The sequence below is a fragment of the Pseudomonas citronellolis genome (assembly GCF_900112375.1).
Taxonomy (GTDB): domain Bacteria; phylum Pseudomonadota; class Gammaproteobacteria; order Pseudomonadales; family Pseudomonadaceae; genus Pseudomonas; species Pseudomonas citronellolis.
Window position 1 is genome coordinate 92,725 of record NZ_FOLS01000007.1, and the last position, 25,947, is coordinate 118,671.

Annotated in this window: 26 protein-coding genes; 7 read left to right on the top strand and 19 right to left on the bottom strand. The window is 69.0% G+C overall.

The window, feature by feature from the left end; genetic code table 11:
* The first annotated feature begins 13 nt into the window (after window positions 1–13).
* Window positions 14–442, top strand: a complete 429-nt coding sequence (locus tag BM060_RS08730) for an organic hydroperoxide resistance protein (protein WP_009622165.1) — start codon at window positions 14–16, stop codon at window positions 440–442.
* Between the two features lie 199 nt (window positions 443–641).
* Window positions 642–809 carry a hypothetical protein gene (locus BM060_RS32910; protein WP_009622166.1) on the top strand — a complete coding sequence of 56 codons (168 nt, stop codon included), beginning with the start codon at window positions 642–644 and terminating at the stop codon, window positions 807–809.
* Here BM060_RS32910 and BM060_RS08735 read toward each other — a convergent pair.
* Entirely contained in the window at window positions 806–1,246 is a 441-nt protein-coding gene (locus BM060_RS08735; protein WP_074979250.1) for a carboxymuconolactone decarboxylase family protein, read from the bottom strand. The genes BM060_RS32910 and BM060_RS08735 overlap by 4 nt on opposite strands.
* Window positions 1,247–1,400: 154 nt before the next feature.
* Between BM060_RS08735 and pdxR the strand changes: the two genes are divergently transcribed.
* Window positions 1,401–2,834 carry a MocR-like pyridoxine biosynthesis transcription factor PdxR gene (gene pdxR / locus BM060_RS08740; RefSeq protein WP_074979252.1) on the top strand — a complete coding sequence of 478 codons (1,434 nt, stop codon included), beginning with the start codon at window positions 1,401–1,403 and terminating at the stop codon, window positions 2,832–2,834.
* Between the two features lie 19 nt (window positions 2,835–2,853).
* Here pdxR and BM060_RS08745 read toward each other — a convergent pair whose 3' ends face one another.
* A complete protein-coding gene (locus BM060_RS08745; protein ID WP_074979254.1) occupies window positions 2,854–3,642 on the bottom strand; it encodes an SDR family NAD(P)-dependent oxidoreductase in 789 nt (262 codons plus the stop codon).
* A gap of 262 nt (window positions 3,643–3,904) precedes the next feature.
* Between BM060_RS08745 and BM060_RS08750 the strand changes: the two genes are divergently transcribed.
* Window positions 3,905–5,110 carry an NAD(P)/FAD-dependent oxidoreductase gene (locus tag BM060_RS08750; protein WP_074979256.1) on the top strand — a complete coding sequence of 402 codons (1,206 nt, stop codon included), beginning with the start codon at window positions 3,905–3,907 and terminating at the stop codon, window positions 5,108–5,110.
* A 381-nt stretch (window positions 5,111–5,491) separates the two neighbouring features.
* On the opposite strand, the gene BM060_RS08755 is transcribed toward BM060_RS08750, so the two are convergent.
* The 4 genes from BM060_RS08755 to BM060_RS08770 form a co-directional block, all read right to left on the bottom strand.
* Window positions 5,492–6,916, bottom strand: coding sequence for a short-chain fatty acid transporter (locus tag BM060_RS08755; RefSeq protein ID WP_074979259.1), 1,425 nt, complete (start codon window positions 6,914–6,916; stop codon window positions 5,492–5,494).
* A 98-nt stretch (window positions 6,917–7,014) separates the two neighbouring features.
* Window positions 7,015–8,196: an acetyl-CoA C-acetyltransferase gene (locus BM060_RS08760; RefSeq protein ID WP_074979261.1), complete on the bottom strand. Its 1,182-nt coding sequence runs from the start codon at window positions 8,194–8,196 to the stop codon at window positions 7,015–7,017.
* Window positions 8,197–8,384: 188 nt separating this feature from the next.
* A complete protein-coding gene (locus BM060_RS08765) occupies window positions 8,385–9,041 on the bottom strand; it encodes a CoA transferase subunit B (protein ID WP_074979263.1) in 657 nt (218 codons plus the stop codon).
* Between the two features lie 26 nt (window positions 9,042–9,067).
* Complete coding sequence (locus tag BM060_RS08770) at window positions 9,068–9,766, bottom strand: CoA transferase subunit A (protein WP_009622180.1); 699 nt, start codon at window positions 9,764–9,766, stop codon at window positions 9,068–9,070.
* Between the two features lie 124 nt (window positions 9,767–9,890).
* Here BM060_RS08770 and BM060_RS08775 point away from each other — a divergent pair, with 124 nt between their 5' ends.
* Window positions 9,891–10,817: a LysR family transcriptional regulator gene (locus tag BM060_RS08775; RefSeq protein WP_043272683.1), complete on the top strand. Its 927-nt coding sequence runs from the start codon at window positions 9,891–9,893 to the stop codon at window positions 10,815–10,817.
* A gap of 55 nt (window positions 10,818–10,872) precedes the next feature.
* Here BM060_RS08775 and BM060_RS08780 read toward each other — a convergent pair whose 3' ends face one another.
* A complete protein-coding gene (locus tag BM060_RS08780) occupies window positions 10,873–11,121 on the bottom strand; it encodes a DUF2790 domain-containing protein (protein ID WP_009622183.1) in 249 nt (82 codons plus the stop codon).
* A 274-nt stretch (window positions 11,122–11,395) separates the two neighbouring features.
* Between BM060_RS08780 and BM060_RS08785 the strand changes: the two genes are divergently transcribed.
* Window positions 11,396–12,358 (top strand): GlxA family transcriptional regulator, encoded by a 963-nt coding sequence (locus BM060_RS08785; RefSeq protein WP_074979265.1) that lies wholly within the window; start codon window positions 11,396–11,398, stop codon window positions 12,356–12,358.
* Between the two features lie 339 nt (window positions 12,359–12,697).
* Here the strand turns inward: BM060_RS08785 and BM060_RS08790 are convergent, their stop codons facing one another.
* The 6 genes from BM060_RS08790 to hpaC all read right to left on the bottom strand — a co-directional run bounded on the left by BM060_RS08790 (window position 12,698) and on the right by hpaC (window position 19,492).
* A complete protein-coding gene (locus BM060_RS08790; RefSeq protein WP_009622187.1) occupies window positions 12,698–13,825 on the bottom strand; it encodes an acyl-CoA dehydrogenase family protein in 1,128 nt (375 codons plus the stop codon).
* Window positions 13,826–13,835: 10 nt separating this feature from the next.
* Window positions 13,836–15,017, bottom strand: coding sequence for an acetyl-CoA C-acyltransferase (locus BM060_RS08795; protein ID WP_074979267.1), 1,182 nt, complete (start codon window positions 15,015–15,017; stop codon window positions 13,836–13,838).
* Window positions 15,018–15,031: 14 nt separating this feature from the next.
* Window positions 15,032–15,802, bottom strand: a complete 771-nt coding sequence (locus BM060_RS08800) for a 3-hydroxyacyl-CoA dehydrogenase (RefSeq protein WP_043314884.1) — start codon at window positions 15,800–15,802, stop codon at window positions 15,032–15,034.
* Window positions 15,803–15,816: 14 nt separating this feature from the next.
* Entirely contained in the window at window positions 15,817–17,478 is a 1,662-nt protein-coding gene (locus BM060_RS08805; RefSeq protein WP_074979270.1) for an acyl-CoA synthetase, read from the bottom strand.
* Between the two features lie 361 nt (window positions 17,479–17,839).
* Complete coding sequence (locus tag BM060_RS08810) at window positions 17,840–18,838, bottom strand: LLM class flavin-dependent oxidoreductase (RefSeq protein WP_074979272.1); 999 nt, start codon at window positions 18,836–18,838, stop codon at window positions 17,840–17,842.
* 141 nt (window positions 18,839–18,979) lie between these two features.
* The gene (hpaC, locus tag BM060_RS08815) at window positions 18,980–19,492 is read right to left on the bottom strand and encodes a 4-hydroxyphenylacetate 3-monooxygenase, reductase component (RefSeq protein WP_043314882.1); all 513 of its coding nucleotides are present in this window, start codon (window positions 19,490–19,492) and stop codon (window positions 18,980–18,982) included.
* Window positions 19,493–19,730: 238 nt separating this feature from the next.
* On the opposite strand from hpaC, the gene BM060_RS08820 reads away from it, so the two are divergent.
* Complete coding sequence (locus BM060_RS08820) at window positions 19,731–20,345, top strand: response regulator transcription factor (protein ID WP_058489551.1); 615 nt, start codon at window positions 19,731–19,733, stop codon at window positions 20,343–20,345.
* 322 nt (window positions 20,346–20,667) lie between these two features.
* Here BM060_RS08820 and BM060_RS08825 read toward each other — a convergent pair whose 3' ends face one another.
* The 6 genes from BM060_RS08825 to BM060_RS08850 form a co-directional block, all read right to left on the bottom strand.
* Window positions 20,668–21,621, bottom strand: a complete 954-nt coding sequence (locus tag BM060_RS08825) for a PDR/VanB family oxidoreductase (RefSeq protein ID WP_074979273.1) — start codon at window positions 21,619–21,621, stop codon at window positions 20,668–20,670.
* Between the two features lie 138 nt (window positions 21,622–21,759).
* Entirely contained in the window at window positions 21,760–22,500 is a 741-nt protein-coding gene (locus BM060_RS08830) for an SDR family NAD(P)-dependent oxidoreductase (protein WP_074979275.1), read from the bottom strand.
* Between the two features lie 10 nt (window positions 22,501–22,510).
* Window positions 22,511–23,008: an aromatic-ring-hydroxylating dioxygenase subunit beta gene (locus tag BM060_RS08835; RefSeq protein ID WP_043272669.1), complete on the bottom strand. Its 498-nt coding sequence runs from the start codon at window positions 23,006–23,008 to the stop codon at window positions 22,511–22,513.
* On the bottom strand, window positions 23,005–24,288 hold the full coding sequence (locus BM060_RS08840; protein WP_074979277.1) for an aromatic ring-hydroxylating oxygenase subunit alpha: 1,284 nt from the start codon (window positions 24,286–24,288) through the stop codon (window positions 23,005–23,007). Before BM060_RS08840 ends, BM060_RS08835 begins: the two co-directional genes overlap by 4 nt.
* Before the next feature lie 10 nt (window positions 24,289–24,298).
* A complete protein-coding gene (locus tag BM060_RS08845; RefSeq protein ID WP_074979279.1) occupies window positions 24,299–25,444 on the bottom strand; it encodes an amidase in 1,146 nt (381 codons plus the stop codon).
* The gene (locus BM060_RS08850) at window positions 25,441–25,947 is read right to left on the bottom strand and encodes a nuclear transport factor 2 family protein (protein ID WP_074979281.1); all 507 of its coding nucleotides are present in this window, start codon (window positions 25,945–25,947) and stop codon (window positions 25,441–25,443) included. Before BM060_RS08850 ends, BM060_RS08845 begins: the two co-directional genes overlap by 4 nt.

Here is a 25,947-nt window from a genome sequence, read left to right on the forward strand (position 1 = left end):
CAGGAGCCCTGCCATGTCCATCGACAACGTGCTGTACCGCGCCTACGCCGAAGCCACCGGTGGCCGCGAGGGACGCGCCATTTCCTCCGACGGCGTGCTCGACGTGGAGCTGACCACGCCCAAGGAACTGGGCGGCAACGGCGCCCGCGGCACCAACCCGGAGCAACTGTTCGCCGCCGGCTACTCGGCGTGCTTCCTCGGCGCCATGAAGTTCGTCGCCGCCCGCGACAAGCTGGCGATTCCCAAGGACCCGTCCATCGAGGGCGTGGTCGGCATCGGCCCGGTGCCCACCGGCTTCGCCATCGAGGTGGAGCTGCGCATCTCCCTGCCCGGTCTGCCGCGCGACCAGGCGCAGACCCTGGTGGACCGCGCGCACATCGTCTGCCCGTACTCCAACGCCACCCGCGGCAACATCGACGTCACCCTGACCATCCTCGACTGAGCCCCGCCCCGGCTGCGGCGCCCGCCGCAGCCGCCTTTCCCCTTCCCCGCCAAGGCCTATCCCGGATGCCGGACGGTGTCTGCCCGGACGAATGGCGCAGTAACTCTTTAAACAGTTATTGACAGGTTACAAGGCAGGCGCAAAATACAGCCTTGAGTAACCGTATAAATACACTTAAAGAGTTACAGAGGTGACTGCCATGTTCGCCCGACTGCTGCGTCGACTCTTCCCGCACCCCGCCGAAAAAGACCTGGACCGCTGGGCCGACGACCTCGCCGCCGAACGCCGCTGGCGCGCCAGCCCGGCCGCGCGGGCCCGCTACTACGCCCTGCCCGGCAGCCTGCCGCGGCAACCCCGGCGGCGCTAGAGCGCCGGCAGCTGGCGGAAGCTCACCGCCAGGCGGTTCCAGCAGTTGATGGCGGAAATGGCCACGGTCAGGTCCACCGCCTCGCGCTCGTCGAACTGGCTGCGCAACTGCTGGTAGACCTCGTCGGGCACGTTGGACTGCGACAGCAGCGTGACCGACTCGCACCAGGCCAGCGCGGCCCGCTCGCGGTCGCTGAAGAAGGGCGAGTCGCGCCATACCGCCACGGCGTACAGGCGCCGCTCGGACTCGCCGCTGCGCCGCGCCTCCAGCGCATGCATGTCGGCGCAGAACGCGCAGTTGTTGACCTGCGAGACGCGCACCTTGACCAGCTCCAGCAGCGGCTTCTCGATGGACAGGTCGAAGGTCGCCGCCTCCAGCGCCAGGATCGCCTTGAGCGCTTCCGGCGAGGCCGTGTAGTAGTCCAGGCGTGGTTCCATGGCGAAGTTCCTCGAAGGTAGATGAAGGCCATTCTGCCGGGCGCGCCATCGCGCCAGGGTGGCCAATCCTACGAAAAACCGCTACGCAACTTCGCGCCCGGCCCGGCCGCTGGCTAATCTTCCGCCAATACACAGCGAGCGCGGAGAGGCATTCATGGAGTTGCACATCGTCATCCAGGGCCAGAAGGACCTTGGCGGGCAACTCTACGCGCAGCTGCGCGAGGCCATCGACAGCGGGCGCCTGGCCGCCGGCGCGCGGCTGCCGCCCAGTCGCCTGCTGGCCGAGCAGTTGGGCCTGTCGCGCAAGACGGTGTCGGACATCTACGCCCAGCTCACCTACGAGGGCGTGCTGGTCGGCCGCGTCGGCAGCGGCACCTTCGTCAACGCCCGGGTGCCGCGCCACGAGCAGCGCCCGCAGGCCATCCGCTACGCCGCCCAGGAGGCCATCGACACCTGGGAGGCGCTGCAGACGCGCATCGTCCATCCCCACGCCGGCGTCACCCTGCGCGCCGACTTCCTCGGCGGCGCCAGCAGCCTCGCCACCTTCCCCCACGAGGACTGGCGCCGCTGCGTGCACTTCGCCCTGCGCCAGATGCAGGGCCCGCGGGCGGTCTACGCGCAGCCCGAGGGCCTGCCCAGCCTGCGCGACGCCATTGCCCGGCACATCGCCTACAGCCGCGGCGTGCAGTGCCGCGACGAGGACGTCATCGTCTGCAACGGCGCGCAACAGGCCCTCGACCTGCTGGCCCGGGTGCTGGTGCGCCCCGGCACCCGGGTGGCCATGGAAGACCCCGGCTACCCGCCGGCGCGCCTGCAGTTCGCCATGCAGGGCGCGGAAATCGTCAGCGTGCCGGTGGACGCCGAGGGTCTGTGCGTGGAGCGCATCCCCGACGGCACCCAGCTGATCTACTGCACCCCGGCGCACCAGTTCCCCCTCGGCATGCCGATGAGCGAGGCGCGGCGCCAGGCCCTGCTGGCGCGGGCCGCGGAGCTGGGCGCGGTAATCGTCGAGGACGACTACGACAGCGAATTCCGCTACGAAGGCCGCCCCCACGAGACGCTGCACAGCCTCGACCGCCTGGGCCTCGTGGCTTACGTCGGGACCTTCTCCAAGACGCTGCTGCCGGAACTGCGCCTGGGCTACCTGGTGGTGCCGCCGGGCCCGCGCCCGGCCCTGCTGCGCGCGCGGCAGCTGAACGACTGGCACAGCTCGACCCTGGCGCAGTGGGCGCTGGCCAAGTTCATCGCCGACGGCTGCCTGCTCAAGCACATCCGCCGCTGCCACGGCATCTACGCCACGCGCCGCGAACGCATCCTGGCGCGCGTCGAAGGCGACCTCTCGCCCTGGCTGCAGGCGGTGCCGTCCAACGCCGGCTTCCACCTGGCGCTGCTGTTCAAGGTGCCGGTGAAGCTGCCGCTGCTGGTGGAGCTGGCGCGCAAGCTGGAAGTCGGCATCTATCCGCTGGACGGCTTCTACGACCGCGAGCCGGTGCGCCAGGGGCTGCTGATGGGCTTCGGCGCCATCGAGAAGCTGGATATCGACCCGGCCCTGGACAAGCTGCGCGACCTGCTCCGGCAGATCGCCTGAGGCCGCGCAGCCACGCGTCTCAGAAGGCCGAACGCACCACCCCGCCGTCGGCGCGCAGGGCCGCGCCATTGGTGGCCGAGGACGCCTCGGAGCAGACGTACACCACCAGGTTGGCCACCTCCTCCGGCGTGGTGAAGCGCTTGAGCAGCGAGCTGGGCCGCGCGCTGCGGAAGAACTCCGCCTCGAACTCGGCGAACGGCTGGCCGCCGGAGAGCTTGCCGACGAACTCGTCGACGCCCTCGGAATGCGTCGGCCCCGGCAGCACCGCGTTGACCGTCACCCCGGTGCCCGCGCAATCCTCCGCCAGCCCGCGGGACAGGCCGAGCTGGGCGGTCTTGGTGACGCCGTAGTGGATCATCTCCACCGGAATCTGCACGCCGCTCTCGCTGCTGATGAACACCACCCGCCCCCAGTTGCGCTGCTTCATGCCCGGCAGATAGGCGCGGCTGAGGCGCACGCCGGAGAGCAGGTTGACCTGCAGGAAGCGCTCCCAGTCCTCGTCGGGAATCTCCGCGAAGGGCTTGGGATCGAAGATACCCAGGTTGTTCACCAGCACGTCCACCTGCGGGTAGCGGCCCACCAGTTCGGCGATGGCCGAAGGCTGCGACAGGTCGCCGGCGAAACCCTCGACGCGGGCATCGGGCTGCTGCTCGCGCAGCTTGGCCAGGGCGGCGTCCACCGAAGCCTGGCTGCGGCCGTTGAGGACCACCCGCGCGCCCTCGCGCGCCAGGCCCTGAACGATGGCGAAACCGATGCCCTTGGTGGAACCGCTGACCAGGGCGAGCTTGTCTTGCAGATTGAAATTCATGGCACTGCTCTCGGTTGTTTTCGGTTTTCGATTTTCGTAGGAGCGAGCTTGCTCGCGAACGGATTCCGCTGCGGGGTTACGCGAACAAGGGCTGGACGACGATGTGGTGAGTGGGCCCAAAGCAGCCTAGGCGCTACCGGCAGCCACGTCCAAGCGCCCGGCAGGATTGGACTGCCGGTTTTCGCCCGGATTGTCCGTTATTCCCCTCCCGCCGAACGCCTAGTATCCCCTTCACGAATTTTCCCTTCCCAGGAGTCACGCCATGCAACAACGCATCCTCGTCATCGGTTCCGGTTTCGCCGGCATGTGGGCCGCGCTGGGCGCCGCCCGCGTCCTCGACCAGCACGGCCGCGGCGACGTCGAAGTCGCGCTGGTCGCCCCCGAGCCGCTGCTGCACCTGCGCCCGCGCCTGCACGAGGCCGCCCCGCACGCCATGACCACGCCGCTGCTGCCGCTGTTCGAAGCCGCCGGGGTGCGCTACGTGCAGGGCAGCGTCGAGCGCATCCACACCGGCGAGCGCAGCGTCGAGGCCGTGAACGAGCGCGGCGAACGTTTCAGCCTCGCCTACGACCGCCTGGTGCTGACCGCCGGCAGCCGCCTGTTCCGCCCGGCCATCCCCGGCCTGGCCGAGCACGCCTTCAGCATCGACCAGACCGACGAAGCCAGCGCCCTGGACGTGCACCTGGCGCGCCTGGCCGACCTGCCGCCGGGCGACGCGCGCAACACAGTGGTAGTGGCCGGCGGCGGCTTCACCGGCATCGAGATCGCCTGCGAACTGCCCGCGCGGGTACGCCATGTGCTAGGCGAAGATGCCGAGGTACGGGTGGTGATAGTCGAGCGCAGCCACGTCATCGGCCCCGACCTGGGCCCCGGCCCGCGCCCGCAGATCGAGCAGGCCCTGGACGAACTGGGCGTGGTGCGCTTCCTCGGCGCCGCGGTCAACGCCATCGACGCCGACGGCCTGAGCACCACCACCGGCGAGCGCATCGAGGCGAAGACGGTGATCTGGACCGCCGGCATGCAGGCCAGCCCGCTGACCGCCCAGGTGCCCGGCGAACGCGACGCCCTCGGCCGCCTGCACGTGACGCGCGACCTGCGGGTGAAAGGCGTGGACTCGGTATTCGCCGCCGGCGACGTGGCCCTGGCGCAGGTGGACGATGCGGGCAACCACGCGCTGATGTCCTGCCAGCACGCGATGAACATGGGCCGCAGCGCCGGCTACAACGTCGCCGCCGACCTCCTCGGCCTGCCCACCCAGGCCTACGCCCAGCCGGTCTACGTCACCTGCCTCGACCTGGGCCCCTGGGGCGCGGTCTACACCGAGGGCTGGGAACGCCAGGTCAAGCTGCAGGGCGCCGAGGCCAAGGCCCTCAAGCGCCAGATCAACACCCAGTGGATCTACCCGCCCCAACCCAGCCGCAAGGCCGCCCGCGAAGCCGCCGACCCGCAACGGGTGGTGGTGGCGTAACCGTTCACGGTTCTCCGCCGCTACACCTGTGTCATTCCCCAACGCCATGGTCGAACCGGGCTTTGCCTCCGGCCATGGCGATGGGTATCGCTTCGCTCCACCCATCCTACGGGCTGGCCGTCGCAACGGTGTTCCGGGCCAACGGCGTATAACCGCGAACGGTTATACGCCCTACGCTACTGTCTTACAGGCCGCGCCGGGGCGCTCTTCGTAGGAGCGAGCTTGCTCGCGAATGAGCCCCGCAGCGGAGTCTGTTCGCGAGCAAGCTCGCTCCTACGAGAAGCCATCTCCGCGATTGCCGGAACCTCCGGCGGGCCGCCCATGAAAAAGCCCGGGCACCTCGCGGTGCCCGGGCTCTGCCGTTGGCGGCCGTCTGCGTGGTTACGGCATGACCGGCGGCAGGTACTGCAGGGTGGTGCCCAGGGCCCAGAGCAGGAACAGCACCAGGGGCACGTGGACCAGCAGCTGGACGAAGGAGAAGCCGATCAGGTCGCGGGCCTTCAGGCCCAGCACGCCGAGCAGCGGCAGCATGTAGAAGGGGTTGATCAGGTTCGGCAGCGCCTCGGCGGCGTTGTAGATCTGCACTGCCCAGCCCAGGTGGTACTTCAGCTCGGTCGCCACCTGCATCACGTAGGGCGCCTCGATGATCCACTTGCCGCCGCCGGAGGGGATGAAGAAGCCCAGCACCGCGGAGTACACGCCCATCAGCAGCGCGTAGGTGTCGTGGGAGGCGATCTGCACGAAGAAGGTGGAGATGTGGTGCGCCACGGTAGCGCCGTCGGTGCCTTTCACGGTGGTCATGATGGCGGCGATGGAGCCGTACAGCGGGAACTGGATCAGCACCCCGGTGGTGGTCGGCACCGCGCGGGCCACGGCGTCGAGGAAGTTGCGCGGGCGCCAGTGCAGCAGCGCGCCGACCATCAGGAACAGCAGGTTGTAGGTGTTCAGCCCGGAGATGGCGAGGATCGCCGGCTTGGTGGCGAACTCGTGGAACAGCCAGCCGGCGGCCAGGGCCACCAGCAGCAGGATCAGCAACGGGCTGTGCTCCAGCCATTCGCCGGGGCGGCTGGGCTTGCTCATGTGCGGCGGGGTGAAGCTGACGTCCACGCCGCAGGCATCGGCGTCGCGGGCGCTGGATTCGCCCGGCGCGGTCATGTAGGCGATCACCACCGACACCACCACCAGGGCCAGCAGCATCAGGCCGGACTGCCAGAGGAAGATGGTCTCGGTGAAGGGGATCACCCCGGTGATGGCGAGGATCGACGGCGGCAGGCTGCCGGGGTTGGCCTGCAGCTGCGCGGCGGAGGACGACAGGCCCAGCGCCCAGACGGCGCCCAGGCCCAGGTAGGCCGCGGCGCCGGCGGCGCGGTAGTCCATCTTCAGGTCCGTGCGGCGGGCCAGGGCGCGCACCAGCAGGCCGCCGAAGACCAGGCTCAGGCCCCAGTTGAGCAGCGAGGCGAGCATCGACACCACGGCCACCCAGGCCACCGCCGAGCGACCGTTCTTCGGCACCCGCGCCAGCAGCGCGATCAGCCGCGAGGCCGGGCCGGAACTGGCGACCACGTAGCCGCCGATGACCACGAAGGCCATCTGCATGGTGAAGGGGATCAGGCTCCAGAAGCCGTCGCCGAAGGCCTTGGCGGTGTCGCCGGGGGACGCGCCCATGGCCAGGGTGGCCACGGCCACGATCAGCACCGCCAGGGTGGCGAACACCCAGGAGTCCGGGAACCAGCGCTCGGCCCAGGCCGAGCAGGCCATGGCGAAGCGCGCGGAACGGCTTTCCTGCAGTTGCAGTTTCGCGTTCATTTTTCCTACCTCGATTTTCTTGGAGTTATTTTTCTTTGTAACGCCGAACGCCCCGGAGTTCGTCCGGGGCGTCCGTCACACCGGCACGCGGGGCTCGATCAGTCGCGGACCAGGGCCAGGGCCACGCCCTGGCCACCGCCGATGCACAGGGTGGCAAGGCCCTTCTTCGCATCGCGGCGGAGCATTTCGTGCAGCAGGCTGACCAGCACGCGGCAGCCGGAGGCGCCGATGGGATGGCCCAGGGCGATGGCGCCGCCGTTGACGTTGACCTTGGCGGCGTCCCAGCCCAGTTCCTTGCCCACCGCCAGGGATTGCGCGGCGAAGGCTTCGTTGGCCTCGATCAGGTCCAGCTCGGCCAGTTGCCAGCCGGCCTTGTCCAGGCAGCGGCGGGTGGCGGAAACCGGGCCGATGCCCATGATCGCCGGATCGACGCCGGCGCTGGCATAAGAGGCGATGCGTGCCAGCACCGGCAGGCCCAGTTCCTTGGCCTTGGCGGCACTCATCAGCAGTACGGCGGCGGCGCCGTCGTTGAGGCTGGAGGCGTTGCCGGCGGTGACGCTGCCGTCCTTCTTGAACGCCGGCTTGAGCTTGGCCAGGGCCTCGGCGGTGGTGCCGGCGCGCGGCTGCTCGTCGGTGTCGAAGCTCAGCGCCTCGCCCTTGCGCTGCGGGATGCTCACCGGGACGATCTCGTCACGGAAGCGCCCGGCCTCGATGGCGGCCACGGCCTTCTGCTGCGAGGCGGCGGCGAAGGCGTCCTGCTCCTCGCGGGTGATGCCGTACTTGTCCACCAGATTCTCGGCGGTGATGCCCATGTGGTAGTCGTTGAAGGCGTCCCACAGGCCGTCGACGATCATGCTGTCGACCAGTTGCGCATGGCCCATGCGCAGGCCGGTGCGGGCCTTGGGCAGCACGTAGGGTGACAGGCTCATGTTCTCCTGGCCGCCGGCGATCACCACTTCGGCGTCGCCGCAGCGGATGGCCTGGGCGGCCAGGTGCAGGGCCTTGAGGCCCGAGCCGCAGACCTTGTTCAGCGTCAGCGCCGGCACCGCATGGGGCAGCCCGGCGGCGATGGCGGCCTGGCGCGCCGGGTTCTGCCCGGAGCCGGCGGTGAGCACCTGGCCGAGGATCACCTCGTCCACCTGCTCGGGCTTCACGCCGCTGCGCTGCAGCAGCTCGCGGATGACGATGGCGCCCAGTTCGTGGGCGGGGATGTTCGCCAGGCTGCCCTGGAAGGCGCCGATGGCGGTGCGGGTGGCGGCGACTATCACTACGTCTTGCATGTCTTTCTCCCAAGCGGCTGTTCGTTGGAGCAACTGCCTTGCCGGCTGCGCCGAGGTGCTTTTCGTAGGATGGGTTGAGCTTGCGAAACCCATGCTGTCGGGGTGATGGGTATCGCTTCGCTCAACGCCATCCTACGGGTGCTACTCCTGCGCGTGATCGCGGGCAGGGCCCGCTCCTACAGGGGGTGTCAGAAGGTCATCTCTTTGACGTCATCCGGCACGATCAGCCGCCCGGCGGTCTTCTCGGCGATCTCGGCGACGCTCACTCCCGGCGCGGTCTCGCGCAGGACGAAGGCGCCGTCGATGATTTCCAGGTAGGCCAGGTCGGTGAGCACCTTGCGGATGCAGCCGGCGCCGGTCAGCGGCAGGCTGCAGCGGTCGAGCAGCTTGGACTCGCCGTCCTTGGAGGCGTGGGTCATGGTGACGATGATGTTGTCGGCGCCGGCCACCAGGTCCATCGCGCCGCCCATGCCTTTCACCAGCTTGCCGGGGATCATCCAGGAGGCGATGTTGCCCTGCACGTCCACCTCGAAGGCGCCGAGCACGGTGAGGTCGACGTGGCCGCCGCGGATCATCGCGAAGGATTCGGCGGAAGAGAAGATCGACGCGCCCTTCACGGCGGTCACGGTCTGCTTGCCGGCGTTGATCATGTCGGCGTCGAGGTTTTCCTCGGTGGGGAAGGCGCCCATGCCGAGCAGGCCGTTCTCCGATTGCAGCATCACTTCCATGCCCTCGGGCACGTAGTTGGCCACCAGGGTCGGGATGCCGATGCCGAGGTTCACGTAGTAGCCGTCCTGCAGTTCGCGCGCCACGCGCTGGGCCATCTGTTCGCGGGTCAGTGCCATCTTCTTGTCTCTCTTGTCCGGTGGGCTCAGGAACGCACGGTGCGCTTTTCGATGCGCTTCTCGAAGGTCCCCTGGATGATGCGGTCGACGTAGATGCCGGGGGTGTGGATCTGGGTGGGGTCCAGTTCGCCCGGCTCGACGATCTCTTCCACCTCGACCACGGTGATGCGCCCCGCGGTGGCCACCACCGGGTTGAAGTTCTGCGCGGTGTGGCGGTAGATGACGTTGCCGTAGTGGTCGGCCTTCCAGCCCTTGACGATGGCGAAGTCGCCGGTGATGGCCTGTTCCATGATGTGCGGGCGGCCGTTGAACTCCCGCACTTCCTTGCCCTCGGCGACCGGGGTGCCGTAGCCGGTGGCGGTGAAGAAGGCCGGGATGCCGGCGCCGCCGGCGCGCAGTTTCTCGGCCAGGGTGCCTTGGGGGGTGAGTTCCACTTCCAGTTCGCCGGACAGCAGCTGGCGCTCGAACAGTTCGTTCTCGCCGACGTAGGAGGCGATCATCTTGCGGATCTGCCGGTCCTCCAGCAACACGCCGAGGCCGAAGCCATCGACGCCGCAGTTGTTCGACACCACCGTCAGGCCCTTCACGCCCAGGCGGCGGATCTCGGCGATGAGGTTCTCGGGGATGCCGCACAGGCCGAAGCCGCCCGCCAGTACCGTCATGCCGTCGGTGAGCCCGGCCAGGGCCTCCGCGTAACTGCCAACCCGCTTGTCGAGTCCTGCCATCTGCTGCTGCCTCTCTTGTAGTTTGGGTTTCCGACCGGCCGGTCGGAGAGCGTCTGCAGCTTCACCGCTGGGGACTGATTTGTTAAGTTTGTTTTTCCAATCGATTATTCGGCTTTACTTATCAATGACCGTCAAGCAACTGCGCGCCTTCCTCGCCGTGGCGCAGAGCCTGAGCTTCGCCCAGGCCGGCGAGCGCCTGCACCTGTCGCAGCCGGCCCTGAGCCTGGCGATCAAGAACCTGGAGGAATCCCTCGGCGGGCAGTTGCTGGTGCGCACCACCCGCAGCGTCGCCCTCACCCCCGAGGGCGAGACCCTGCTGCCCATCGCCCGGCGCCTGTTGGCCGACTGGGACAACGCCGAGGAGCTGCTGCGCCAGCACTTCACCCTGCAACTGGGCAAGGTCTCCATCGCCGCTATGCCCTCCTTCGCCGGCAACCTGCTGCCGGGCGCGCTCATGGCCTTCCGCCAGCGCCACCCGAAGGTGAACGTGGCGGTGCACGACGTGATCAACGAACAGGTGCTGGAGATGGTGCGCAACCGCCGCGTCGAGCTGGGCATCGCCTTCGAGCCGGACAGCCTCGACGGCCTGAGCTTCCAGGCCTTCTACAGCGACCGCTTCGTCGCCGTGCTGCCGGCCGGCTCGCCCCTGGCCGGGCAGCGCCGGCTGACCTGGGCGCAGTTGCTGGAGCAGCCCTTCATCACCCTGCAGCGGCCCTCGGCGGTGCGCCTGCTGCTGGAAGACAGCGTGGCGGCCAGCCACGGCAAGCTGGCGGTGGCCTTCGAGAGCCACCAGTTGGTCACGGTGGGGCGCATGGTCGCCCAGGGGCTGGGGGTGAGCGCGGTGCCGCGCCTGTGCGTGAAGCAGATGGAGGAACTGGGCGCGCGCTGCGTGGACCTCTACGAACCCACGGTGGAACGCCGCGTGGGCCTGTTCAGCCTGGCCGAGCACAAGCTTTCCAGCGCCGCCCAGGCGCTGAGCGACGTGCTCTTGCAGATAGCCGACTGGCCGCGGTTGCAGAAGGAAGGTTGCGAGGAAGGTCGAGCAGAATGAGGCAGAGTCGCGCGGCGCGGGCGGCGGAAGAACGCCGCCCGTTGCGCTGGGAGGGTCAGATGTCGCTGCACATCTCGGTCTGGCGCAGGTACTCGAGCACGTGGACCTGGCCCTTGGAGTCGGCGTAGGTCATTTTCGCCGGGGCGACTTCGCAACGGTCGTTGGCTTGCTCGATGCTGATCACCTTGGCCACGTCGAGCTGCATGCCGTAGTGGTAGACCACGGGCGCGGCGTCGGCGGCATTGGCGGCCAGGGCGGCGCCCATCAGGGGGATGGCGAACAGGCTGAACAGGGTGCGTTTCATGGTGGGATTCTCCGGTTTCCGGCGTGCTGGCCATTTGGCCTTGCCGTGTATACAAATTTAGTTGAACGGCCGTTCCGGACACAGAGGCAATACGACAAGGGATTACTGCGCAACACGTAACAATAAGGGCTTGCCAACCTGGCTGAATGGATTGACCGCCCTTTCACCTGCGGTAAAAAGCCCCCGGACTGGCAGGATTCGATTCATTTTCCGCTTTGCTGCCAGCCAACCACGGCGCCACAATGGCAAGCCCATTCGTCGCCAGGAATCCGCCATGAAACGCGTGGCCATGCTGCTGTTCCCCGGCGTGCAGGCGCTGGACGTCGCCGGCCCGCTGGACGTCTTCGCCGAAGCCAATGCCTTCGTCGCGCCGGGCAGCGGCTACCAGGTGCTGACGCTGGCCGAACGCGGCTTCCCCATCCCCGCCTCCAACGGCCAGTTGCTGGGCGCGCAGCACGAACTGGACGGCGCCGTCGGCGGCTTCGACATCCTGCTGGTGCCCGGCGGCCCGCAATTGCCCGCCGAGGAGCCTTCCACCACCCTCCTCGCCTGGCTGCGCCAGGCCTGCGCCGAGACGCCGCGCTACGGCTCGATCTGCACCGGCGCCTTCCTCCTCGGCCATGCCGGGCTGCTGGACGGCAAGCGCGTCACCACCCACTGGGGCGACGCCGCGCGCCTGGCTCAGCTTTTCCCGCAGGCAAGGGTGGAGCCCGACAGCATCCACGTGCGCGACGGTGCGCTGGTGACCTCCGCAGGGGTGACCGCCGGCATCGACCTGGCCCTGGCGCTGCTGGCCGAGGACCACGGCCCGGCGGTGGCATTGAGCGTGGCCAAGCGGCTGCTGGTGGTAGCCCAGCGCCAGGGCGGGCAATCGCAGTTCAGCCCCTACCTGCAGGCGCCAGCGGATGGCGACTCGCCCATAGCCCGGGTGCAGCGCCACGTGCAGGCCCATCTCACCGACGCGTTGTCGGTGGCGGAACTGGCGGCGGTGGCGACCATGAGCGAACGCACCTTCGCCCGGGTGTTCGTCCGCGAGGCGGGCATCACCCCGGCGGAGTTCGTCCAGCGCGCCCGGCTGGACGCGGCGCGGGGGTTGCTGGAGGGTAGCGGGCTGCCGCTGAAGGTGGTGGCCTGGCGCTGCGGCTTCGGCAGCGCGGCGCGGATGCGGCTGGTGTTCGTGCAGAGGCTGGGGGTGACGCCGACGGAGTATCGGGGGCGGTTTCGGGGGGATGGGTAGGGTTCGAGGGTTCGAGGGTTCGAGGGTTCGTAGGAGCGAGCTTGCTCGCGAACGGTGCATCAACTGGGCCTATGGTGTTGGCCCCGAAGAGCGCCCTCTCCCTAACCCTCTCCCTGAAGGGAGAGGGGACCGTTGGGCAGACGCTGATGTTTTGGAGTCAGCCGGCTAGCGCAGAAGCTGCCGGCTGAAGCCAGGCCTTCTCTCGGCACGGACAAGCCCCCTCTCCCTTCAGGGCGGGGCGCGCAGCCGAGGGCTGGGGAGAGGGGACGGAGTCAAGCCAGGGCACCTGTGTTGCCGACGAACTCCATTCGCGAGCAAGCTCGCTCCTACAAGAGCGCTCTACAAACTCCGCGCAATCACCAACCGCTGCACATCACTGGTGCCCTCGTAGATCTGGCACACCCGCACATCCCGATAGATACGCTCCACCGGGTAATCCTGCAGGTAGCCATACCCCCCCAGCGTCTGGATCGCCGCCGAGCACACCCGCTCGGCCATCTCCGAAGCGAACAGCTTGGCCATGGAGGCTTCCGTCAGACACGGCAGGCCCGCTTCGCGCAGGCTGGCGGCGTGGTGGACCATCTGCCGCGCCACGGCTATCTCGGTGGCCATGTCGCTGAGGCGGAAGGCCACCGCCTGGTGCTGGATGATCGGCTTGCCGAAGGTCTCGCGCTCGTGGGCGTAGTCGCGGGCGTATTCGAAGGCGGCGCGGGCCATGCCCACCGCCTGGGAGGCGATGCCGATGCGCCCGCCCTCCAGGTTGGCCAGGGCGATGGCGTAGCCCTGGCCCTCCTCACCCAGGCGGTAGCCGGCCGGAATGCGCAGGTCATCGAAGGCGATCTGGCAGGTGTCCGAGGCGTGCTGGCCGAGCTTGTCTTCCACCCGCACCACGCGGTAGCCGGGGGTGTCGGTGGGCACGATGAAGGCGCTGATGCCCTTCTTGCCGGCCGCCGCGTCGGTGACGGCGAAGACGATCACCAGTCCGGCGTGGCTGCCGGAAGTGATGAACTGCTTGCTGCCGTTCAGCACGTAGTGGTCGCCGTCGCGGCGCGCGCGGGTCTTCAGGAAGCTGGCGTCGGAGCCGGCCTGGGGCTCGGTGAGGGCGAAGGCGCCGATCATCTCGCCACGGGCCAGGGGCACCAGGAACTGGCGCTTCTGCTCTTCGCTGCCGAACTTGGCGATGGGCATGCAGCCCACCGAGTTGTGCACGCTCATGATGGTCGAGCAGGCGCCGTCGCCGGCGGCGATTTCCTCCAGGGCCATGGCGTAGGCCAGGTGCCCGGTCTGCGCGCCGCCCCACTCCTCGGCCACCAGCATGCCGAGGAAGCCGAGGTCGGCCATTTCCTTCAGCGCCTCGGCGGGGAAGCGGTGCTCGCGGTCCCACTCGGCGGCGAAGGGTTTCAGCCGCTCCTGGGCGAACTGGCGGGCGACGTCGCGGATCTGCAGGTCTTCTTCGCTGGGAATCATGCTTCGCTCCTCACAGGCGCTCGACGGCGATGGCCGTGGCTTCGCCGCCGCCGATGCACACCGAGGCGATGCCGCGTTTCAGGTCGTACTGCTGCAGCGCCGAGAGCAGGGTCACCAGGATGCGCGCCGCCGAGGCGCCGATCGGGTGGCCCAGGGCACAGGCGCCGCCGTGGACGTTGAGCTTGGCGTGAGGGATGTCCAGCTCGCGCATGGCCGCCATGGCCACCACGGCGAAGGCTTCGTTGACCTCGAACAGGTCCACCTCGCCCAGGCCCCAGCCGCTGCGCTGCAGCAGGCGCTGGATGGCGCCCACCGGCGCGGTGGGGAACAGGTTCGGCGCGGCGGCGTAGGAGGAATGCCCACGGATCGCCGCCAGCGGCGCCAGGCCGCGTTTCTCGGCCTCGGACAGGCGCATCAGCACCAGCGCGGCGGCGCCGTCGGAGATGGAGCTGGAGTTGGCCGCGGTGACGGTGCCGCCCTCGCGGAACGCCGGTTTCAGCGTCGGAATCTTGTCCAGCTTCGCCTTCGGCGGCTGCTCGTCCTGGCTGACCTCGCGGGTTTCCTTGCCGGCCTTGACCGTCACCGGGACGATCTCGGCGGCGAAGCGGCCGTCGCACATGGCCTGCTGGGCGCGGGTCAGCGAGGCGATGGCGTAGTCGTCCTGCTGCTGGCGGGTGAAGCCGTAGCTCTGCGCGCAGTCCTCGGCGAAGGTGCCCATCAGCCGGCCCTTGTCGTAGGCGTCCTCGAGGCCGTCGAGGAACATGTGGTCGAGCACCTTGCCGTGGCCCATGCGGTAACCCGTGCGGGCGCGCTCCAGCAGGTAGGGCGCGTTGGACATGCTCTCCATGCCGCCGGCCAGCACCACGCCGGCGCTGCCGGCCAGCAGCGCGTCGTGGCCCTGCATCACGGCCTTCATGCCCGAGCCGCACATCTTGTTGATGGTGGTGCAGGGCGTGCCGCGGTCCAGCCCGGCGCCGAGCACCGCCTGGCGCGCCGGGGCCTGGCCCTGGCCGGCGGAGAGCACGCAGCCGAGGATGGCTTCGTCGATCTGGTCGGCGCCCAGCTTGGCGCGCTCGATGGCGGCGCGCACAGCGGCGGCGCCGAGGGTGGCGGCGCTGGCGTCCTTGAAGTCGCCGAGGAAGCCGCCCATGGGGGTGCGGACGGCGCTGACGATGACTACGGGATCGTTCATTTTCGTTACTCCTGTCACTTGGCGGCCATGCGGATGGCGCCGTCGAGGCGGATCACCTCGCCGTTGAGCATGCTGTTCTCGACGATGTGGCGGACCAGCGCGGCGAATTCGTCGGGGCGGCCCAGGCGCGGCGGGAAGGGCACGCTGGCGCCGAGGGAGTCGCGGACTTCCTGGGGCATGCCAGCCATCATCGGCGTCTCGAAGATGCCGGGGGCGATGGTCATCACGCGGATGCCGTGGCGCGCCAGTTCGCGGGCGATGGGCAAGGTCATGCCGACCACCCCGGCCTTGGACGCCGAATACGCGGCCTGGCCGATCTGCCCGTCGAAGGCCGCCACCGAGGCGGTGTTGACGATGACGCCGCGCTCGCCGCCGGCGTCCGGCTCGTTGCGGGCCATGGCCTCGGCGGCCAGGCGCAGCATGTTGAAGCTGCCCACCAGGTTGATGTTGATGGCCCGGGCGAAGCTGTCCAGGCCATGCGGGCCATTGCGCCCGAGGACTTTTTCGGCCGGCGCCACGCCGGCGCAGTTGGCCAGCCCGTGCAGCGCGCCGAAGCTTTCCAGCGCGGCTTCCACGGCGGCGCGGCCGTCGGCCTCGCTGGTCACGTCGGTGCGCACGAAGCGCGCCCTGCCCTCGCCCAGCTCGGCCACGCGGGCGGCGCCGGCCTCGGCGTTGACGTCGGCCAGCAGCACGCGGGCGCCGGCCTCCACCAGGGTCTTCGCGGTGGCCGCGCCGAGCCCGGAGCCGCCGCCGGTGATGAGGAATACCTTGTCCTGGATGTGCATGGAATCTCTCCGAATCAGTGCTGCGCGGCCGCGCGTTCGGCCGCCTCTTGTTGCCGGGCTATCTCCTGGTTGCGCAGGAGGAAGCGCTGGATCTTGCCGCTGGGGGTCTTCGGCAGTTCGGCGATGAACTCCACTTCCCGCGGGTAGCTGTGGGCCGACAGGCGCTTGCGCACGTACTGCTGCAGCTCCTCGGCCAGCTCCGGGCTGGGCTGGTGCTGCGGGCAGAGCACCACGTAGGCCTTGACCAGTTCGGTGCGCTCCGGGTCGGGCTTGCCGATCACCGCCGCTTCCATCACCGCCGGGTGCTCGATCAGCGCGCTCTCCACGTCGAAGGGGCCGACGCGGTAGCCGGAGGTGGTGATGAGGTCGTCGGAGCGGCCGACGAAGCTGATGCTGCCGTCGGCGTTCAGCTCCACGGTGTCGCCACTGAGATAGTAGTCGCCGACGAAGGCCTTGGTTTCCATGCCCTGGTAGCCGGCGAACCACATCAGCGGCGAGCGCTTGCGGTCCATGGCCAGGATGCCGGGCTGGCCGGCGGGCAGTTCCTCGCCGTTCTCGCCCAGCACCACCACGCGGTGGCCGGGGATGGAGTAGCCGGCCGCGCCCAGGTGCACCGGGTGCTGCAGCCCATGGTGGTTGGCCAGGACCATACCCAGTTCGGTCTGCCCGTAGTGGTCGTGGATGGTCGCCCCCAGGCCCTCGGCGAACCAGCGGATCACCTCCGGGGTCAGCGCCTCGCCAGCGCTGCTCACCGCGCGCAGGCGGCCCTTGAGCTCACGCTCCACCTCGGCGGCCGAGGCCTTGAGCATGCGGTAGGCGGTGGGCGAGCCGGCCAGGTTGGTGATGCCGTACTGGCGGATGATCCGGCAGGTGCTCTCCACCGTGAAGGCGCCTTCGTAGAAGGTGGTGGCGTGGCCCAGGGCCAGCGGGCCGGTGACGGCGTAGTAAAGGCCGTAGGCCCAGCCCGGGTCGGCCAGGTTCCAGAAGCGGTCCTCGGGGCGCAGGTCCACGGCGTCGCGCAGGTAGCCGGTGAACGCCAGGATGGCCTTGAGCGGCACGGCCAGCGGCTTGGCCAGGCCGGTGGTGCCGGAGGTGAACATCAGCAGGAAGGGGTCTTCGCCGCTGCGCAGGACCGGTTCGAACTGCTCGGAGCGGCTTTCCAGGGCCTGCCGGAAGTCCAGGTCGCCAGCCGGGATCGCCTGGCCGCCGCTGACGGTGATGATCGGCGGGGCGTTGGGCACTTCGTCGAGCTTGGCGCGGTTGCCGGCGTCGGTGACCAGCACGCGGCTGCCGGCGATGCCCAGGCGGTGCTCGATGGCCTTGGGCCCGAAGGCGGTGAACAGCGGTTGATAGACCGCGCCGAGGCGCCAGGTGCCGAGGATGGTGACCAGCAGCTCGGGGGTGCGCGGCAGCATGCCGGAAACCCGGTCGCCGGGGCGCACGCCCAGGTCGTGGAGCAGGTTGGCGAACTGTGCGGACAGGGCCTGCAACTGGGCGAAGCTGTATTCGGCGCGCTCGCCGTTGCGGCCTTCCCAGTACAGGGCGACGCGCCCGGACGAGGCATGGCGGTCGCAGCATTCGACGCAGGCGTTGAGGGCGTCGAGGCTGCCGGCGAGGGTGTCTCGGGCGGTGGCCGCGTAATCGAATTCGGCAGCGGCGGCGGCATAGGGGCGCATCGCGGAACTCCTGGCTCGTTCTTGTAGGGAGTAGCGGGATGTTCGCGCCGGCCGGTTGCCGCGGCAATGTCGAAAGGGACTTATGTGGATGAGCGGATTGGACAGCGGGGGTGGCTGGGGGTGGGGGTGCTTCGGGTTGGCGCTGGTCCCCTCACCCCAGCCCTCTCCCGGAGGGAGAGGGGGCCAGTTCGGCGCAAGCTGGAAGTTCTATGTCTGCCGGCCACTCTGGCGCTGCCGGCGAACACCATTCTCACCAACGGCACGGACGGCCCCCTCTCCCTCTGGGAGAGGGCTGGGGTGAGGGAAAGGATTCCCCCCCCCAGCGCCAAAGTTACCGACAAACACCAAAGCGCCGTTGGAATCAACGCAACCCAGCAACAATCTCCAACGAACGCAAGCGCAGGTCATGGTCGTAGATGTCGCTGGTGAACATGACCTCATCCGCCCCAGTCTGCTCGACAAGGATCTCCAGGCGGCTGCGCACCTTCTCCGGGCCGCCGATCACCGCCAGGCCGAAGAAGTTGCCCACCGCCTCCTGCTCGTGGGGCAGCCACAGGCCGGCCATGCGCTCCACCGGCGGCTTCTGCTTCAGGCTTTCGCCGCGAATCAGCGCCAGCACGCGCTGGAACGCGGTGGTCGCCAGGTACTCGGCCTCTTCGTCGGTGGGCGCGGCGATCAGCGGCACGCCGATCATCGCGTAGGGCTGTTCGAGGGTGGCCGAGGGCTTGAAGTTCTGCCGGTAGATGCGCAGCGCGTCATGCAGATAGCGCGGCGCGAAGTGCGAGGCGAAGGCGTAGGGCAGGCCCTTCTCCGCCGCCAGGCGGGCGCTGAACAGGCTGGAGCCGAGCAGCCAGATCGGCACCCGCGTGCCCTCGCCGGGGATGGCCAGCAGGCTCTGTTGCGGGCGGCGCGGGCCGAGGAGCATTTCCAGCTCGGCGACCTGCTCGGGGAAGTCTTCGCCGTCGCCGAGCATGCGGTCGCGGCGCAGGGCGCGCATGGTCGCCTGGTCGGCGCCGGGGGCGCGGCCCAGGCCCAGGTCGATGCGTCCCGGGTAGAGGCTGGCGAGGGTGCCGAACTGCTCGGCGATCACCAGCGGCGGGTGGTTGGGCAGCATCACCCCGCCGGAGCCGACGCGGATGCGCGCGGTCTTGCCGGCGATGTGGCCGATCAGCACGGAAGTCGCCGAGCTGGCGATGCCGTCCATGTTGTGGTGCTCGGCCAGCCAGTAGCGGGTGAAACCGAGGCGCTCGACGTGGCGGGCCACCTCGACGGCGTTGTTCAGCGCCTCGCTGACGGTGCCCTGGTCGCGGATGGGCACCAGGTCGAGCATGGAAAAGGCGGTTTCGGACAGGGACTTCATGGAGGCTCCGGTCAGGGCCCGCGCGGCAGGCGCGCGGGCGTGGCTTTGAGCCGGACTCTAACCACATGCCTGGCGCATGACCACGCGTCGGCGTCGATAGTCATCATGCCGCGCAGTGATGAAAGCCCCCTGCCCCGCCCCTCAGGCCGCCGCCGACACGCCGTCCAGGCGGTGGAACAGGCGGTTGAAGTACACCAGGCTGTCGCCCTGCTCGCGCACCGCGGCGCGTTCCAGCTCGACGAACAGCACCGAGTGCGAACCCACTTCCTTGCACTCGCTGATGCGCCCTTCCAGGGTGACCAGGGCGTCGCGCAGCACCGGCACGCCGGCGCAGCCCTCTTCCCACAGGGCCGAGGCGAAGCGTTCCGCCATCGGCACCTGTGTCATGCCGGCGAAGTGCCGGGCCAGTTCTTCCTGCTCGCCGCGCAGCACGTTGATGCACAGGTGGCCGTTGGCGCGGAAGGGTTCGTGGCTGGCGCTGCCGCGGTTGATGCACACCAGCACCGTGGGCGGCGAATCGGTGACCGAGCAGACCGCGCTGGCGGTGATGCCGCAGCGCCCGCCGGGGCCGTCGCTGGTGATGATGTTCACCGCGGCGGGCAGCCGCGCCATGGCGTTGCGGAAGTCGATCTGGGTCTGGCTCAGGTTGTTCATGGCGCGCCCTTGTGGCCGGTTGTCGATGCTTGCCAATCTACGGCCCCGCGGCCAGGCGCGGTATCCAGGCGAATCCCATGGCGGCGGTGGCTGGCCTTTAGTCGACTAGGGGGTTTCTTTATCGCCAGCCCGGCGCCGCCTGGGTATGCTGGCCCCTGGGCGCCTGTGCGCCCGCCCGTGCGTGCCGCAGCGAAGACTGCGAGCCAGACCTAATAAGAAGAACCGTGGCAGTGCCCTGATGGATACCCGCAAACCCGTTGTTTACATCGTCGACGACGACAAGGACCTGCGCACCTCGCTGGCCTGGCTCCTGGAGTCGGTCAGCATCCAGGCGCAGTGCTTCGCCGGCGCCGAGGAATTCCTCGCCCACTACGACCCCGGCAGCCCCGCCTGCCTCGTGCTCGACGTGCGCATGCCGGAAACCAGCGGCTTCCAGCTGCAGGCCATGCTCAACGAGCGCGGCGCGGCGCTGCCGATCATCTTCGTCTCGGCCCACGGCGACATTCCCATGTCGGTGCAGGCGATGAAGAACGGCGCGCTGGATTTCGTCGAGAAGCCCTACAACCCGCAGCAGATGCTGGAGCGCATCCAGGCCGCGCTGAAAGCCGCGGTGCAGGTGCACGCCGGCGCCGAGCAGAAGCGCCAGCTGCAGCAGCGCCTGGACCTGCTCACCGGGCGCGAGCGCGAGGTGCTGGGCATGGTGATCGACGGTAAGGCCAGCAAGGTGATCGCCCGCGAGCTGAACATCAGCGTGAAGACGGTGGATGTGCACCGCACCAAGATCAAGGAGAAGATGGGGGTTTCCAGTATTGCGCTATTGGTGCGGGAGGTTTTGGATCTGGGGGTGCCGTAGGGGGGCTTCGGGGCTTTTCCTGTAGGAGCGAGCTTGCTCGCGAATGGGAGGCTGCCGGCGGCATTGGTGCTTTGGGTTGACTCCGCCCCCTCTCCCCAGCCCTCTCCCTGAAGGGAGAGGGGGCTTGTCCGTGCCGAGAAAGATGATGGTTTCCGGCGGAAATCTCTGCGCTAGCCGGCTAACGCCATAACTTCAAACCCTGCCCAACGGTCCCCTCTCCCTTCAGGGAGAGGGTTAGGGAGAGGGCGCTCTTCGGGGCCAACACCATAAGCCCGGGTGAAGCACCGTTCGCGAGCAAGCTCGCTCCTACGAAGAGCAGGTGTCAGAGGTCCAGCACCAACCGCGCCGACTTCGCCCGCGAAACGCAGGCGCAAATCTGCTTGTTCGAAGCCTTCTCCTTGCTCGACAGGCAGTTGTCCCGATGCTCCGGCTCGCCTTCCAGCACTTCCACGATGCAGGTGCCGCAGATGCCTTCGCGGCATTCGGTGTCGATGTCGCAGCCGTGGGCCTGGAGCACGTCTACCAGGCTGGCGTCGGCCGGCACTTGCAGCACCACTCCGCTGCTGGCCAGCTCCACCTCGAAGCCGCCAGCCGGGGCGGCGTTGGCAGCCGGGTCGGCCTGGAAGTGTTCCAGGTGGATGGCGTCTTCGCTGCGGCTGCGCTTGGCGACGTCCACCACCTTGTTCATGAACGGCGCCGGGCCGCAGGTGTAGACGTGGGCTTCTGCCGGGGCGCGTGCCAGGCTGGCGGCCAGCTCGGCGTCGAGGTCGGCCGGCTCCACGCCGTAGTGGAATTCCACCTTGCCGGCGAACACCGGGCCGGACAGCAGTTCGACGAAGGCCGCGTGCTCCGGCGAGCGGGCGAAATAGTGCAGCACGTAGGGCTCGCCCCGGGCGTTGAGCTTGTAGGCCATGCTCAGCAGCGGCGTCACGCCGATGCCGGCGGCGAACATCACATGCTCGCGGGCTTCCGGAGCCAGGCGGAATAGGTTGCGCGGGGCGCCCATTTCCAGCTCCATGCCCTCTTCCACCTGCTCGTGCAGGGCCGCGGAGCCGCCGCGGGAGGCGGCTTCCTTCTTCACCGCCACCAGGTAGGCGGCGCGGTCTTCCGGCGGGCTGCACAGGGAGTACTGGCGGGTCACCCCGGTGGGGCCGGTTACGTCGACGTGGGCGCCCGGCTCGTAGGCGTCGAACGGCTGGCCGTCGCTGCGCACGAGGCGGAAGGAACGGATGTCCAGGGCTTCGTCGACGATCCTTTGGATTCTTACCTTCATCATGGTCTTACCTTGCAAGGCTTCAGGGCGGGCGGCGCGCTGGCCGCCATCCCGGTTGCGGCGGATAACCGTGCCGGTTATTCGCCCTACGTTGGGGTTCGGCGTAGGGCGAATAACGCTCCGCGTTATCCGCCGGCTTTCTCAGCGCATGAACAGGCCGCCGTTGATGTCCCAGCAGGCTCCGGTCACCGAACTGGCGTTGTCGGCGACCAGTAGCAGCACGCTGTCGGCGACGTAATCCGGGTCGCCCAGGCGGCCCACCGGGATGGTCTTGAGGATCTGCTCCAGGCGCTCCGGGGCCACCGTTTCGCGCACCACCGGCAGGTCCAGCGGGCCCGGGGAGATGCTGTTGACGGTGACGCCGGCCGGCGCCAGCTCGCGGGCGAAGACCTTGGTCAGCGTCGCCACGCCGCCCTTGGCCGCGGCGTAGTGGCCGCCGGTGGCGGTGCCGCCGTTCTGCCCGGCCAGCGAGGCGATGTTGACGATGCGGCCGAAGCCGCGCGCGGCAAAGTGCGCGCCGAACACCTGGCAGGCGACGAAGGTGCCGCGCAGGTTCACCGCCAGCGAGGCGTCGAACTCCTCCGGGGTGATATCCATCAGCGCGGCGACCCTGGACACCCCGGCGTTGTTCACCAGGATGTCGCAGCCGCCCCACTTGGCCTGCAACAAGTCGCGGGCGCGTTCGAAGTCGGCCTTCTCGCGCACGTCCAGTTCCACCGCCAGCACGCTGGCGCCGCTGGGGTCGAGTTCATCGGCCAGGCGCTGGGCGTCGCCCAGGCGCACGTCGGCCAGGGCCACGCGGTAGCCGGCGCCGTGCAGGCGCCGGGCGATGCATTCGCCGAGGCCGCGCGAGGCCCCGGTGACGAGTGCGGTACGGGTCATGGCTGCATCCTCAGAGCAGGAAGCCGATGGCGCCCAGGGCGTCCTGGGCGTTGATCAGGCGCACCACCTTGCGCTCCAGGCGCGGGCCTTCGGCGGCGAAGCGGATGCGGTGCTCCAGGTCGGCGACGAAGGGCGTGTGCACGCCGCGCTTATAGGCGTAGAGGATCTGCGCCGAATGCACTTCGACGAGATCGCCGGCGGCCTCCACCAGGCGGAAGCGCGACACCGTGCGCACGGTCTTCGCCGAATCCACCGCCGAGGGCGAGAAACCGGCGCTCAGGCGCTCAATGCGCAGGGCGCGCATGCGCGCGTCGTCGAAGGCGTAGTTGAGGCTGGCAGCGAAGTCGTCGCCCTCGGCGTCGATGGGTACCACGTAGATGCCCTCCTCGCTCCACAATCCGCTCCACTGCGCGTAGTCCTTGCGGTCGAGCAGCTCGGCCTCGCGCCAGATGAATTCGATGGCCTTGGCCAGCGGGCCGGAGAAGCCGTTCAGGGTGTCGTTGCTCATTGGCTCATCATCCTCTTCCACATTTGGTAGGCCTCGCGCATGCCGCCTTCGTCGGTGGCGTGGGAAACCTTGTCGCCGTTCTCGGCCACGACTTCGCGGTTCAGCCCGCGGTTGACCAGGATCGGCGCGTCGGGGCCGGCGTAGGAGCCGCGCTGTACGCGGTCCCAGGCCTCGGCGTCGTCCGGGCTGCCGAAGCCGAACGGGCCCTGGAAGTGCTCGTGGATGCGCAGCCGCTCGCGGTTGGCGATCTCCGGGCCGCCGTCCATGCCTAAGGCGACGTGGCGGATTTCCGTCTCGGTGACCGACACCGGGCGCAGCACGCGGAAGAACGACATGGACATGGCCACGTTGGGGAACAGGTTGAGGTTGAAGCCGGCGCCGTGCAGCGAGCGGACGATGCGCCGTACCTGTGCAGGCTCCATGGTTTTCGACAGTTCCTCGGTGACGTGGGCGAAGCGTTCCTGCAGCTGCTCGGTGCCGTCGTCGTGGTCGAGGTCGACGTGCTCGGGGACCATCACCATCACGCTGTGGCCGTTGCCCAGGGCGTGGGTCACCGCCTGCGGGTCGGTCATGAACGAGAGCATCTCGCTGGTCTCGTCGTCCACCGAGGACATCCACGACTTGTGCACGATGGGGAAGTGGTAGCCGTCGGTGGTGTTCTCCAGCTGGATCTTCCAGTTGCCCTTGAAGGTGAACTTGTGTTCGCCCTGGACCTTGATCGGGAAGCCGGCGCCCTGCTTCATGAACAGGTCCATCCAGTGCTTCGCCCCGCCGAGGAAGTCCTCCAGCGGCTCGATGTCGGCGTCGTAGCTGGCGAAGATCATGCCGGCGTAGCTTTCCACCCGCAGGCTGGTCAGCGGCAGCTCGGCCTTGTCGAGGATGTCCTCGTAGCCGTCCGGGTACGGCAGCGCGCGCAGCTTGCCGTCCAGCCCGTAGGACCAGCTGTGGTACGGGCAGGTGAAGCCGGTGGCGTTGCCCTTGTGCTTTTCGCAGACGGTGGCGCCGCGGTGGCGGCAGCGGTTTTCCAGGACGTTGACCTGGCCCTTCTTGTCGCGCACCACGATGACCGGGCGGCGGCCGATCATCGTGGTCTTGAAGTCGCCGGGGTTGCGCACTTCGCTGTCGTGGGCGACCCACACCCAGGTGCGGTAGAAGATTTTCTCCAGCTCGGCCTCGAACAGCGCCGGGTCGTGGTACAGCGATACGTCGACGCGGTCGGATTGGACCAGTTGCTCGGGGCTGCCCGTCTTGGCGATCAGCCGGTATTCAGGGGCGCTCATGGGTGTCTCCTCATGCCATTTTCTTGTTCGTCGGCCGCTCGGCGGCCAATGCCTGTTCCAGCTGCGCGCCGAAGGCGCAGACGCGTTCGTCGTCGCCCTTGCGGCCGACGATCTGCAGGCCGACCTTGAGGCCGCCGTGCTCCAGCTCCACCGGCACGCTCAGCGCCGGGTGGCCGCTGAGGTTGAAGGGGCGGACCAGGGAGGTCAGCGCCGCCACGCTCTTGCCGCTGCGCGCATCGCTGAGCAGCGGCGGCAGGCTGGCCAGGGTCGGCAGCAGCAGGATTTCGTAATCGTCCAGGGCGGAGTCGATGGCGCGGGTGAAGCTCGCGCGCACGCCTTCGGCCTCGGCCAGCTGCGCGGCGCTGGTGCGCCCGGCGGCGAGCAGGCGCTGCTCGACGTCGGCGCCCAGCAGGCCCTTGCCGGTGAATTGCCCCAGCGCCGCCCAGTTCTCGTGGTTGATGACGACGAGGCCGGCCTCGAAGGCCGCCTCGAACTCGCCCAGGTAGAGGCTCGCCCGGCGCCAGCCGGCGCGGTCGGCGGCGGCGCCCAGGCAGGCCTGGATGTGCGGGTCGGCGGGCACTTCGAGGAAGGCCACGCGGGCGTTGGCGCCGGGCAGGTTCACGGCGCCGAAGCCGGGGCAGAGCACCTGCATGGCGGCGACGAGGTCGGCCATGTTCGCGGCGAACGGGCCGACGCAATCCAGGCTGCTATGTTCCGGATGTACGCCCACGCGGCTGACGCGGCCGAAGCTCGGCTTGAGCCCGGCCACGCCGCAGCAGGCCGCCGGCACCCGCACCGAGCCGCCGGTGTCGGTGCCCAGGGCGATATCGGCCAGGCCCGCGCCGACCGCCGCGGCCGAGCCGCTGGACGAGCCGCCGGGCACGCGCTCCGGCGCCTGCGGATTGCGCGGCGTGCCGCTCCAGTCGTTGATGCCGGTGACGCCGAAGGCCAGCTCGTGCAGGTTGGTCTTGCCGACGATGCGCCAGCCGGCGTCCAGCACCCGCTGCACCACTTCGGCGTGGTGTTGCGCGGGTGCGCTGTCGGCCAATGCGCGGCTGCCGCAACGCGTCGGATGGCCGGCGATGTCGATGGTATCCTTGACGGCGACGCGCTTGCCGGCGCCGCCCAGCTCGAATTCGCTGACGAAGATGCTCATGCCTCGCCCTCCGCGAGTGCGCCCAGCGGCATGGCCAGCAGCCGCCGGGTACGGAAATGGGTGATCTGCCAGGCCTCGCCGACGCGGCGGAAGTCCAGGTTCAGGCGGGTGCCGAACAGTTCGCTGCGGCCGTCGACATAGGTCGACAGCTGCTGCATCAGCCACTGGCCGCGTGCAGTGTCGCCGCCCTCCCCGACCTCGATCGACTCGCTGCCGAGGAAGTGCAGGTTGAGCGCGAAGTGCTCGGCCGGCGGCAGGTAGCCGGCGACGAACGCCGCCACCGCCACGCGCCCTTCATGGCGGCCGAAGCTCTGCTCGGCGCGGGCGCCCAGGCCTTCCCAGACGGCGTCTTCGGCGAACAGCCCGGCCAGCTCGGTTTGTAATGCGAGGCCGTCGCGCGGAACGTCGCAGAGGTCCATGTAGCGGGCCATCAGGCGACGCACCGCGGCCTCGCCTTCAAGGCGCGCCAGGCGTGCTTGCAACTGCTCCAGGGCCTGGCCCAT

Coding starts and splice junctions, on each gene's coding strand:
- BM060_RS08745 (WP_074979254.1), bottom strand. CDS start 3,642: ATGAATTTCAATCTGCAAGACAAGCTCGCCCTGGTCAGCGGTTCCACC.
- BM060_RS08775 (WP_043272683.1), top strand. CDS start 9,891: ATGACCGTCAAGCAACTGCGCGCCTTCCTCGCCGTGGCGCAGAGCCTG.
- BM060_RS08845 (WP_074979279.1), bottom strand. CDS start 25,444: ATGAGCATCTTCGTCAGCGAATTCGAGCTGGGCGGCGCCGGCAAGCGC.
- BM060_RS08820 (WP_058489551.1), top strand. CDS start 19,731: ATGGATACCCGCAAACCCGTTGTTTACATCGTCGACGACGACAAGGAC.
- BM060_RS08810 (WP_074979272.1), bottom strand. CDS start 18,838: ATGAAGTCCCTGTCCGAAACCGCCTTTTCCATGCTCGACCTGGTGCCC.
- BM060_RS08755 (WP_074979259.1), bottom strand. CDS start 6,916: ATGAACGCGAAACTGCAACTGCAGGAAAGCCGTTCCGCGCGCTTCGCC.
- BM060_RS08850 (WP_074979281.1), bottom strand. CDS start 25,947: ATGGGCCAGGCCCTGGAGCAGTTGCAAGCACGCCTGGCGCGCCTTGAA.
- BM060_RS08730 (WP_009622165.1), top strand. CDS start 14: ATGTCCATCGACAACGTGCTGTACCGCGCCTACGCCGAAGCCACCGGT.
- BM060_RS08840 (WP_074979277.1), bottom strand. CDS start 24,288: ATGAGCGCCCCTGAATACCGGCTGATCGCCAAGACGGGCAGCCCCGAG.
- BM060_RS08735 (WP_074979250.1), bottom strand. CDS start 1,246: ATGGAACCACGCCTGGACTACTACACGGCCTCGCCGGAAGCGCTCAAG.
- BM060_RS08805 (WP_074979270.1), bottom strand. CDS start 17,478: ATGCGCCCCTATGCCGCCGCCGCTGCCGAATTCGATTACGCGGCCACC.
- pdxR (WP_074979252.1), top strand. CDS start 1,401: ATGGAGTTGCACATCGTCATCCAGGGCCAGAAGGACCTTGGCGGGCAA.
- BM060_RS08765 (WP_074979263.1), bottom strand. CDS start 9,041: ATGGCACTGACCCGCGAACAGATGGCCCAGCGCGTGGCGCGCGAACTG.
- BM060_RS08760 (WP_074979261.1), bottom strand. CDS start 8,196: ATGCAAGACGTAGTGATAGTCGCCGCCACCCGCACCGCCATCGGCGCC.
- BM060_RS08800 (WP_043314884.1), bottom strand. CDS start 15,802: ATGCACATCCAGGACAAGGTATTCCTCATCACCGGCGGCGGCTCCGGG.
- BM060_RS08785 (WP_074979265.1), top strand. CDS start 11,396: ATGAAACGCGTGGCCATGCTGCTGTTCCCCGGCGTGCAGGCGCTGGAC.
- BM060_RS08790 (WP_009622187.1), bottom strand. CDS start 13,825: ATGATTCCCAGCGAAGAAGACCTGCAGATCCGCGACGTCGCCCGCCAG.
- BM060_RS08770 (WP_009622180.1), bottom strand. CDS start 9,766: ATGGCAGGACTCGACAAGCGGGTTGGCAGTTACGCGGAGGCCCTGGCC.
- BM060_RS08825 (WP_074979273.1), bottom strand. CDS start 21,621: ATGATGAAGGTAAGAATCCAAAGGATCGTCGACGAAGCCCTGGACATC.
- BM060_RS08830 (WP_074979275.1), bottom strand. CDS start 22,500: ATGACCCGTACCGCACTCGTCACCGGGGCCTCGCGCGGCCTCGGCGAA.
- BM060_RS08795 (WP_074979267.1), bottom strand. CDS start 15,017: ATGAACGATCCCGTAGTCATCGTCAGCGCCGTCCGCACCCCCATGGGC.
- BM060_RS08835 (WP_043272669.1), bottom strand. CDS start 23,008: ATGAGCAACGACACCCTGAACGGCTTCTCCGGCCCGCTGGCCAAGGCC.
- BM060_RS08750 (WP_074979256.1), top strand. CDS start 3,905: ATGCAACAACGCATCCTCGTCATCGGTTCCGGTTTCGCCGGCATGTGG.
- hpaC (WP_043314882.1), bottom strand. CDS start 19,492: ATGAACAACCTGAGCCAGACCCAGATCGACTTCCGCAACGCCATGGCG.
- BM060_RS32910 (WP_009622166.1), top strand. CDS start 642: ATGTTCGCCCGACTGCTGCGTCGACTCTTCCCGCACCCCGCCGAAAAA.
- BM060_RS08780 (WP_009622183.1), bottom strand. CDS start 11,121: ATGAAACGCACCCTGTTCAGCCTGTTCGCCATCCCCCTGATGGGCGCC.